This window comes from Stutzerimonas stutzeri (assembly GCF_013522825.1).
GTDB lineage: Bacteria > Pseudomonadota > Gammaproteobacteria > Pseudomonadales > Pseudomonadaceae > Stutzerimonas > Stutzerimonas stutzeri_AK.
In genome coordinates, this window is sequence record NZ_JAAMQZ010000071.1 from 1 (window position 1) to 7,671 (window position 7,671).

A 7,671-nucleotide genomic window follows, 5' to 3' on the forward strand; every position below is an offset into this window, starting at 1 on the left:
TGTCGCTCCTAGCCGACAACGCCGCTCTTCTTCTAAGCGGCCCCGAAAGGAGCTAACCTACTGTCCCATATACGGTTTCAAGTCCTTCTTGATTTGCGCGAAAGAATTGACACCGGCACTTTTTTGTGAGCGGATTTTGGGATACTCGATAATACCACCCCTTCAATCGCGAGATGGCTTTCGCACCCTCGGCGTCGCTTCTGGTTAACATGGAGCGGAGGGGGAGGAGGGCGCAAGGGATAGCCGGAGTGAAGGGGTGGTATTATGAGGATGCCTAAATGACTGACGCAATTGTTTCCGCTTACGAGCGCTTGGTCGAAACCGTTGGGGCTTTCAATGAGAAGTGGCCCGCATTGGTTGTCGGCGGGATGATATGGCGCATCCCGCTCCTCACTGAACAGAGGACGCCATCTCGAATCAGTGTCCAGGTGCTGACAGGAAGTGACGCAATCAAGGTCGCTGTAGAGGCGTTACGCGAATTTGAGCGCGATCTCGGCCAGGCTCCAGGTACCGTGCTGCGTTTGCCGGGGTACTTTATCCTCTCCGGATCGATACTCGATGAGGGTAGGGCGGTGAATCGCTGCAAGAGCGAGCTGGTGGACGCGATCGAGGCTGAGCGCGTGTTTCGCAACGTCGCCGTTAGCCGCCGCTCCCACATCATGCGCCAGGCCCTGGGGAAAAATTTCTCTCTCAACCAGCTGAAGCGCGCAATCCAGGTGTTTGATGCGGCCCCAAGACAGATCACATTCACCTGGGCCGGTCACACCTCAGGAAAAGAGCGTGTCACTGTTGGCCACGTCCGTGAGGTACTGCTCGCCGAGGCCCATGAAAAGGCTATGGCCACCGGCGAGCCGGTGGTAAATAGCCCCCAATGGATCGATCTCCGCAGCATCGCGAACATGGCTGAAACCGATGTGTTGGATGTGCCAAAGCCTATCGCTCCGCATCCACGGGCCATGCTGTGGTTTTCCGAACGCAGCCGTTACGACGCAATGCTCCATGCCAACCTCCCATTCTTCGTACTTGACGGGCAACCTGCTGCAAGAATCGTTGGCCTCAAGGACTTCGATAGAGACGCACGATCAGCAAAACGGCCTGACGTAAAGCAGCGGTTACCGGCACTCCCTGGGGGGCGCTTTTTCGTAGCCTCATCCAGTGCGGAATCAGTTGCCCACGAGCCCAGCGCGCCGGATGGGCTTGAGGTGCTATCGACGTACCGAGAGTCGGTCAAAGACGCCGCAGGCCGGAAATAGATTTTCCTTATTTATCAATCAGTTATTCGCAATAAGGATTATGTTAAACGAATAGCATCCTAATAATTAGGACGCCACGAATATCCCTCATTGATCTGAGCTGTTCAAGCCCCTCTTGAACCGCGTACGCTCCGCTGAGGCCGCTGCATCCCGCTAGCGGCCTGAAATGGAGATAGACAAGATGATGATTGATGGCGTTGAGAAACGAATCGAAGCCGGCGTGAATACGGCCCTGGACATGGTTGAGGTACTGGTTGCAGCTGGCCAGCCCCTCAAAGCTGCGATTGCCACCTCGCGAATACTCACGATGGAGGTTGTCCGCGAGTCTCTGGCAAAGAACCTGGCAAACAAAAGCGGCTCGGTGATTACTCACACCTTGGCCACTACGCCAGCCGAATCTGGGCCGGTACCGGCCCAGCACAGCACCAAAACGAAACAGCACCAGACCGTTGATTGATCATCGAGCCCGGCCGGGAGGTCTTCACGATACACCCGGCCAGGTACACAGTAAGCCCCCCTCGCTTGACTCATCTCCTCAGCACGGGCTGTAGCGCCCCGAAAAGTGCCCTGGGAGCTAACCCTAGCACCAAAGCGCTTCAAGCCACATATGGCCCCTATCGGCAGTTTCCGGCCCGCCTGAATCCCGCGGCTTCGGCGTCCGCAGCGCTTGCAAACTCTACGCGGTTTCGCGTTCCGACCTTTCCGTAGCTCGGACAGCCCACTGGCAGGTGGTAAACATTGCTATTGCGGTTGCCAATCACCGGAGAAAGCCCGCTGGAGGCGTATCCACCAGATACCTGGTGTTCAACTGATTCGCTCCGAATGGCCTGTGCCATTGTGCCGGCTCCCTTCACTCGCATACCGAGACTCCAGGATCTTTCACCTGTCACGAATGGGTTGCTATGCCCCATTACTCTGGCGATCCGCCGGTCACGCTCCAGTTCCCACGGGCTCACTGGGTATTGACGATCCCAGGCCATCAACAGCTGCTGTTGTGCCCTGGACATTGATAGTCCGTAACGGTCGTGCATGTAAAAGTAGATCCGGGCAACCGCGCCCTTCACCTGGTCTCGAGGCTCTGTCACGCGCTGCTGAAAATCCGTCCTGGTCGGGCAAGCCCCGTATTGCATCGGCGTTGAGGGTAAAACGCCGTAGCGAAAATTGCTTCGGTCAGCATTGACCTCACCAACACTCACTTCGAGGTTGTGCATGTCCGCCTCCATTTTGCGAAATACCGGATCGGTATCGATGCAGTTCTTTCGCCCCCCATTCTGCCAACACTGCCGCTGGCTGCCGAAGGCATATGCTGGCAAGACGTGCTCCCATTCGATGCGCTGCGCGCGATTCTCCTGAGCGCGGACTTCGTACCCGCACGAGGCGAAGTCCACCCGGCCTCCCGATCGCCCTAGCCACTTCCAATTGCACCCACAGTAAAGATCGCCGGTTTCGCTGGTGTTGCGGTCGTAGTAGACCTTCTGGCGTAGCTCAACCTTTGCCTGCTCAAAGGTCGCAGGCGCTGAGGCAAGAGCAAGTTGAGATGTGGCCATCATCACGGCCGTAAACATCATGAGGATCGATTTCACGGTCTTTTCCTTAAACCAAGAGTGGTTCCAAGCTATTCAGGGGAAAAAAAACCCAAGCAAGGCTTGGGTTTGGGGTTTGGGGAGCAATGGAACCAAAAACCAACGTAAGCTCTGAATCCCACCGTAAAGGGGCTTTCCGATCTCCAGCTCACCCGCCAGGCATTACTCTCTGATCAGTGCCTCGATGATCGGGCAGATCGTTCCGCCGTCTCCCGCATCACATTGCTGCACCAGTTCGCCTAACAGTTGCTGCATGACGACCAAGTCGGCCATCTTCTGCTCGATCAACGCGAGCTTGCGTGCAGCCCGTGCTCGCGTTTCGGCACAGGCGCACGACTCATCCAGCGTCAGCAGTCCACCGACTTCCGAGAGCGTGAAACCCAGCGCCTGAGCCCGCTTGATGAAACGCAGTCGCTTCACCATGTCCACCGGATAGCGCCGATGGCCACCCAAGGGTTTGGCTGGTTCATCCAGCAGCCCGCGTCGCTGGTAGTAGCGGATCGTCTCGACGTTCACCCCGGCGGCGTCTGCCAGCTTGCCAATGGTCAGCTCTGTGGCCATCACTTTCTCCTTGATTCCGTACTTTGGTACGGAGTTTAGAATAGCACCTAGGCAATCAGGCTCAGGAGATGGGAATGGGGATGCAACTCACCGGGAAAGGCTCGCTGGTCGCGAGTTCGCTGACCGCCATCGGTGCGTCGGTGTGCTGTGTCGGGCCACTGGTGCTGTTGGCACTCGGTGTCGGCGGTACGTGGGTGGGCGCTCTGACCATGATGGAGCCACTACGCCCCCTCTTCATCGGGTTGACTCTACTGTTCCTGGGATTGGCATTCCGCAAGCTCTACCTGGTGCCACAGGTTTGTACGCCAGGTACACCCTGCGCCGATCCGCGCACGCTCGTGCGACAGCGACTCGTGTTCTGGATCGTCAGCGTGCTGCTGCTCGGCCTATTGGCCGTGCCGTGGCTCGCCCCGCTGTTCTACTGAAGGAGATTAACCATGCGCAAACTGCTGATCGCCGTGCTTTTCGCCTTGCCCTTCGTGGCGCTGGCGGCTCCCCCGAAAACCGTCACGCTCGACGTGCAGAACATGACGTGCGGACTCTGTCCGATCACGGTCAAGAAGTCGCTGGAGAAGGTGTCCGGCGTGAGTGACGTCCAGGTCAATTTCGACCAGAAGACGGCGACCGTCACCTACGATCCCGATAAGGCCCAGCCCGAGGCACTGACTGAGGCGACCGCGAACGCGGGATACCCCTCCACAGTGCAGAAGTGAGGTCACGATGAGCGCCATTGTCCTTGAGTCCGTGCTGACTTGCCCGCGCTGCGGCTTCGCCAAGCCGGAAACCATGCCCACGGACGCCTGCCAGTTCTATTACGAGTGCAGCAACTGCAAGGCGCTGCTGCGCCCCAACCCAGGGGATTGCTGCGTTTTCTGTTCGTTCGGCTCGGTGAAGTGCCCGCCGATCCAGCAGCAGCTTGGGTGTTGCTCATAGCGTTTAGGGGGATCACAGGTCGTCGTCTGGATTACGCAGTGGCCGCAGCTCGCCGCGCGCAACTTCTTCCGGTACCGCAAAGGAATACCGCCCGAGCATGTTGATGTGCTCGTAGATCAGCGGCGATAGCCGGGCCAAATCCTCTTCCAGCACTGGATAGCCGTGCTGCTTGAGCCGTTCCACGGCCGCCGTCATGTAGAGGGTGTTCCACAGCACGATGATGTTCACCACCAGGCCCAGAGCACCGAGCTGGTCTTCCTGGCCTTCGCGGTAGCGCTGGCGGAGCTCGCCGCGTTTGCCGTGGAACACGGCGCGGGCCAGGCTGTGCCGGCCTTCGCCTCGGTTCAACTGGGTCAGGGTGGCGCGGCGCTTGGACTCGTCGTCGATATAGGTCAACGTGTGCAGAGTCTTTTCGATCCGCCCGAATTCGGCCAGCGCCTGGGCCAGCCGGGTGGGTCTATCTCCCGTTTGCAGCGTGCGCATGATGCCAGTCGCCGGCACCCGGCCGAGTTTGAGCGAGCCGGCCAGGCGCAGCAGGTCGTCCCAGTGCTCGGCGATCAGGTCGAGTTTGACCGACTGGCGGGCCAGCCCGTTGAGCTTGCCGTAGTCCGCGTCCGGGCGCGTGCGCCAGAAGCGGGTACCGCCGACATCGGCCAGCCGCGGACTGAAGTGGTAGCCAAGTAGGCGGAAGAGCCCGAACACCACATCGCTGTAGGCCCCGGTGTCGGTCATGATTTGCGTCGGCTGCAACTCGGTCTGCTGTTCCAGCACGACCGCCAGCAACACCAGGCTGTCGCGCAGCGTGCCGGGCACGGTGATGGCGTTGAGGCCGGAGAATTGGTCGGAAATCAGGTTGTACCAGGTGACACCCCGGCCGGTGCCGAAATACTTCGGATTGGGGCCGGCATGCACGGTGCGCACCGGTACGACGAAGCGCATGCCATCGGCGGAGGCGACCTCGCCGCCACCCCAGACTTGGGCCAGTTCCAGTTGGCTTTGCGCTCCGACCAGGATGGCGTTAGCCGCTGACAGGGTGTCGTCGCGGATATAATTCTGGCTGACCCAGGACAGCCGGTCACGGCGCAGCGCCGGGTTGTCGGTGCGGATCAAGGGCTCCAGGCCGGTGTTGCAGGCCCCGCCCAACAGCACCGCGCAGAGGCTGGTGACCAGGTTGTCGGCGCGTGCATTGCGTTCGGAGACATGGGTGAAGGCCTCGGAAAAGCCAGTGCGGGCGGCGATTTCCAAGAGGATTTCCGGCAGATCGACACGCGGCATCAGGTCAGACACGGCCGCCCGCAGTTGCAGCAACGAGCAGGGCTCGTCCAGCTTGTCCAGCGCCCCGAGCGACAGTTCGGTCTTGCCCTCGGTGTTCTCGCTCAGTTGAATCGCCGGGTTGTCGGGCAGGCGCGCGGCTACTGCCAGCCAGGTTGCATCCAGCTCGACGGACAAGGCGTCCAGGGTGGTTTTGGCGTCGATGGTCAGGCCCAGTGACCGGCAGATGATCGGTCGCGCCGCCAGCCATTCGGCACCGTCGAGCAGGCCAAGGCGCGGGTCGGCATAGCGCCAACTGGGCGAGACGAAGACATCGCGGCGGCGCAGGGCCGTGCGCAGCGCATCGAGCGTGCAGAACACATAGGCACCCATGTCGAGGGAGCCATCTTCGCGGGTGATGTGCTTCTGCCAAGCCTTGGCCACGATCTCCTGCGGCGCGTCATCCTCTGGCTTCCGGCGCGGCAGGTTCAGTTGCAGCCACTCCAGACTAGCCGCCACGCCCTTGCCGGCCGGGCTGAAGCCGAAGCGGATGTGCTTGAGCAGGTCGGGCAGGAAGCGGCGCACGCTGCGGTAGCGCGCTTCCAATGCAAGAAAATAGACGTCATCTACCGGGCGGATCAGCGCGTTGACCTCTTCCAGGGCCTTTTCCAGGGTGGTCCTCGGCAGGTCGTTGAACAGCCGGGCGCGCACGTTGTCATCGCTGATCGAGCTGTCCAGCACGACCTTGCACGCGGCGGCGAGCGTCGCGGCCGACCGATCCAGGTCTTTCAGGCTGCGCATGCGGGCTTTCTTGTCGGCCTTCTCCGCGTTGCTGAACAGGTCGCGCAGCAAGGCCTCCAGGACTTCCAGTGCGTCGTCGTGCGCAGTCGCCTCCAGGCAGAGTGCGAAGGCCACCAGTGTCGCCATCCGCCGCGACGCCGGCAGCCGATTAATCGCGGTGACCTTGGCCGTGTTGGCGAAGCGGGCCAGGGCGGCGATACGGCTGGGAGGGATGTGCGCCGCCGCCGGCAAGGTGATGCCGATGCCGCGCACGTCATCGAGCCGGCGCAGTGCCCGAATCAACGCGGGGCCACTGACCATGACCGGGCCGGAGCGCAATTGATCCAGCCGGGAGCTGCGGTTGCCTTCGGCCACCGTCAGCAAGTCTTGCAGTTGCAATCGCTGTTCCTCAGTCACGCTGCGGCCCAGCGTAAACCAGAGGCGTTCTTCGACCCGACTGCGCAACTGGGCGATAAAGCGCTCTAGTTGAGACACACCAGGCAGGAGGACTTTCTGTGTGAACAGCCACGAGGTGGCTCGCTCAAACAGCACTCCCGGCCGGTCGGTGCCCGTCCAGCAGAGGGCATACAGCCAGCGGCTCAAGCGAAAGCCGATGCCCGGATCGGTGAAATGACGATAGCCAAAGCGGTTCTGAATATCGGTGGCATGTATCCAGCGGCGATGATCGCTATAGCGCTGGAGGCAGTCGGGGTCTGGAATCGCCAGTTGTCGGCAAAGCACCTGCAGGACTTCCACCGGCACGGCGGCGGGCTTGTCCGGCAGAACGCCAACGAAGCGGACGGTGGTCAGCAGAACGGCATAACCCAGACGGTTATGGTTACCCCGCAGCACCTGGATGGCTTCACGGTCTTCATCGCTCAGGTGGAAGTAACGTTCCAGCTCTTCACGGCTGGGCGAATCAACATAGCGGCCAAAACCGTCGCGTTGCTCTTGAGTCAGAAAACCGACCGGCATTGATCACAGCACCTCGACGCAGAACACGGCGGGCGTGACGATCCGCGTGCGTTCGATGTGCCCGCGTTGCAGCAGGCCGGCGCGGCGATCACCGGTTACCAGGTAGTCCGCATCGCCCGCCAAGGCCATGGCCAGCAAAAACGAGTCATCCGGATCATCGGCTTCGACCTCGATGGTCAGGCGCTCCAGTACCACAGCCCGTTGCAGGTTATTGATCATGGCGCCCACCTTGGCGGGCTGTAGGATGGCCTGAAGCTTGGGATAGCGGCTGGCTCGACGAATTTCATCGAGTTGCATCCGCGAGGTCACCACCTCGAAACGCGCCGCCCGCCAGG

At 60.9% G+C, this 7,671-nt stretch carries 9 protein-coding genes; 5 read left to right on the top strand and 4 right to left on the bottom strand.

Annotated features, from left to right (window positions below; genetic code table 11):
* The first annotated feature begins 278 nt into the window (after positions 1–278).
* Entirely contained in the window at positions 279–1,253 is a 975-nt protein-coding gene (locus G7020_RS23220; RefSeq protein ID WP_124097830.1) for a DNA replication terminus site-binding protein, read from the top strand.
* A gap of 181 nt (positions 1,254–1,434) precedes the next feature.
* Positions 1,435–1,710 carry a hypothetical protein gene (locus G7020_RS23225; RefSeq protein ID WP_086223402.1) on the top strand — a complete coding sequence of 92 codons (276 nt, stop codon included), beginning with the start codon at positions 1,435–1,437 and terminating at the stop codon, positions 1,708–1,710.
* A gap of 157 nt (positions 1,711–1,867) precedes the next feature.
* On the opposite strand, the gene G7020_RS23230 is transcribed toward G7020_RS23225, so the two are convergent.
* Both G7020_RS23230 and merR read right to left on the bottom strand, forming a co-directional pair.
* Complete coding sequence (locus tag G7020_RS23230) at positions 1,868–2,836, bottom strand: endonuclease (RefSeq protein WP_128655769.1); 969 nt, start codon at positions 2,834–2,836, stop codon at positions 1,868–1,870.
* Between the two features lie 162 nt (positions 2,837–2,998).
* Entirely contained in the window at positions 2,999–3,397 is a 399-nt protein-coding gene (gene merR / locus G7020_RS23235) for an Hg(II)-responsive transcriptional regulator (protein ID WP_003089120.1), read from the bottom strand.
* Positions 3,398–3,471: 74 nt separating this feature from the next.
* Here merR and G7020_RS23240 point away from each other — a divergent pair, with 74 nt between their 5' ends.
* The 3 genes from G7020_RS23240 to G7020_RS23250 are packed head-to-tail and all read left to right on the top strand — an operon-like array spanning position 3,472 to position 4,330.
* Positions 3,472–3,822 carry a mercuric transporter MerT family protein gene (locus G7020_RS23240; RefSeq protein WP_003089115.1) on the top strand — a complete coding sequence of 117 codons (351 nt, stop codon included), beginning with the start codon at positions 3,472–3,474 and terminating at the stop codon, positions 3,820–3,822.
* A gap of 12 nt (positions 3,823–3,834) precedes the next feature.
* Positions 3,835–4,110 carry a mercury resistance system periplasmic binding protein MerP gene (gene merP / locus G7020_RS23245; RefSeq protein ID WP_003150552.1) on the top strand — a complete coding sequence of 92 codons (276 nt, stop codon included), beginning with the start codon at positions 3,835–3,837 and terminating at the stop codon, positions 4,108–4,110.
* A gap of 7 nt (positions 4,111–4,117) precedes the next feature.
* Positions 4,118–4,330 carry a GDCCVxC domain-containing (seleno)protein gene (locus tag G7020_RS23250; protein WP_003089113.1) on the top strand — a complete coding sequence of 71 codons (213 nt, stop codon included), beginning with the start codon at positions 4,118–4,120 and terminating at the stop codon, positions 4,328–4,330.
* A 12-nt stretch (positions 4,331–4,342) separates the two neighbouring features.
* On the opposite strand, the gene G7020_RS23255 is transcribed toward G7020_RS23250, so the two are convergent.
* Both G7020_RS23255 and G7020_RS23260 read right to left on the bottom strand, forming a co-directional pair.
* Positions 4,343–7,336 carry a Tn3 family transposase gene (locus tag G7020_RS23255; RefSeq protein WP_003299771.1) on the bottom strand — a complete coding sequence of 998 codons (2,994 nt, stop codon included), beginning with the start codon at positions 7,334–7,336 and terminating at the stop codon, positions 4,343–4,345.
* 3 nt (positions 7,337–7,339) lie between these two features.
* Positions 7,340–7,671 (bottom strand): putative toxin-antitoxin system toxin component, PIN family (locus tag G7020_RS23260; protein ID WP_181087194.1); only part of this gene is annotated, 332 nt, incomplete at its 5' end.